This window comes from Actinocorallia lasiicapitis (assembly GCF_054778695.1).
Map to the genome: position 1 here is coordinate 1 of NZ_BAAGZI010000675.1, position 1655 is coordinate 1655.

A 1655-nucleotide genomic window follows, 5' to 3' on the forward strand; every position below is an offset into this window, starting at 1 on the left:
CTGCAATGCCAGTGAGTTAAGGCATTTGCCCAGGTGAGAGTACTTTTCTCGTTATTTTGATCTTGTAGGTGGCTCGGCTGGCTGGTTGCGCTGTGTCACGTTTCTTGGTGTCGAAGGTGTTCTTGGGTGGCTTCTTGACGCGCTCGCATTGACGGTCGCGGCGGGGCGGCAGGGGGTCGTCGAGGATGTCGCGGATGGCGGCGCGCCGGGCCTGGGCGGGCTCGGTGGCGGGGCTGGCTGCGTGGTGGCGGGCGATGCGGAGGGTGACGGTGAAGGAGATCCGGTCGGGGTCGAGATCGGCTGACCGGGCTGCGGCGTGTTTCAGGGAGCACAGTGCCTGGTAGACGGTGAGCAGGGCGAACAGCTCCTGGCAGACAAGTTCGGGGAGCTTGGAGCGGAGGATGAACGCCGCTCCGCGCAGTCGGGTCTTGAGCTCTGCGTAACCGTTCTCGATCTCCCAGCGCTCGTGATACACGGCGGCGAGCTGGGCAGCGGGGGCCCGTTCGGGGTCGAGGATCGTGGTGGCGAGGCGGAAGGGTTCGGTCCGGGTGCGGCCGTCTGCGGTGGTGACCTTCACGGTGTATTCGATGATGCGGACGAGGTGGCCGTGAGGCCGTCGTCGCAGGCTGCGGCCGCGGGCTCGGGCGACGCCGTGCCGCAGGTTCTCGGTCGGGGTGGGCATGATGGACAGGAACGAGCCGTCGGGGAGGACTTCCACGGGCGGGAACACCAGGTTCTTCTTGATCCGCCACACCATGTCGGCGCCGGTCGCGGTGACGAGCCCCCAGAGCTCGTGGCCGGCGAAGTTCCGGTCCGCGAGCAGGAGCATGCTCTGGTCGAGGGCGTGCAGGAGCCTGCGCGCGAGTTTGTGCTCGCTGGCCCTGGTGACGCCGTCGAAGGCCGCGTCGATCAGCGCGTGGGTGCCGCATTCGATCAATGCCAGCAGCCGGATCTGCGGATTGCCGCCCTGGGTGACCCCGAACGCGGTGGCGTTCCCGGGGGTGTCTGCGGCGTCCAGGCCGGTGCCGTCCCAGGCGACCAGCCGACGCCCGAACGCGAACGCGCCCTTGGTGCCCGGCTCGGCCAGCGGCCCACGCCGCAGGTCGAACAGCAGCTCCAGCGGCTTGGAGCCGAGCCGCGTCCTGGCCTTGGTCAGCGCTGAACTGGTCGGCAGAGCGAGATCATGCAGATGCCGCAGCCCGCTGGTCAGCCACCGCATCACCGACCGGTATCCCGGCGGCATCGCGCTGTCCGCGCCGCTGAACAGGCACAACCCGAGCACGAAATACACGACCGCCGCCGCGGGCAGCAGCCGGTGCCGCTTCTCCCGGCACCCCGACAACTCGATGACCTCGTCAACGAGTTCCGGGCCGATCTCCTCGGCCAGAACCCCGAGCCCGACCGAACACATCGGCCGACCCTCATCCAGACCGGCCGACACCGATCCGGGCATGCCAAACTGAGCGAGCAACGAAGCTCCTCGACGGACAAAAAAGCGATCTTGGTCGACCGCTGTCCTATCGAGGACTTCGTTGCCCAAGAGCCCCGACGCACAATCCGTCACCGAACCGCGACACGACGCGTCGGGCCGCTCCGCGACCCGGGCCCACAAAACGCGCCCTCACCTGGGCAAATGCCTTAACTCACTGGCATTG

Annotated in this window: 1 protein-coding gene; it reads right to left on the reverse strand. The window is 67.7% G+C overall.

The window, feature by feature from the left end; genetic code table 11:
* Positions 1-16: 16 nt before the first annotated feature.
* A complete protein-coding gene (locus ACYVE7_RS33640; RefSeq protein WP_460370564.1) occupies positions 17-1411 on the reverse strand; it encodes an IS4 family transposase in 1395 nt (464 codons plus the stop codon).
* Positions 1412-1655: the final 244 nt, after the last annotated feature.

What these genes read in the sequence shown, in the direction of transcription:
- ACYVE7_RS33640 (WP_460370564.1), bottom strand. Translation starts at nt 1,411, where the DNA reads ATGTGTTCGGTCGGGCTCGGGGTTCTGGCCGAGGAGATCGGCCCGGAA.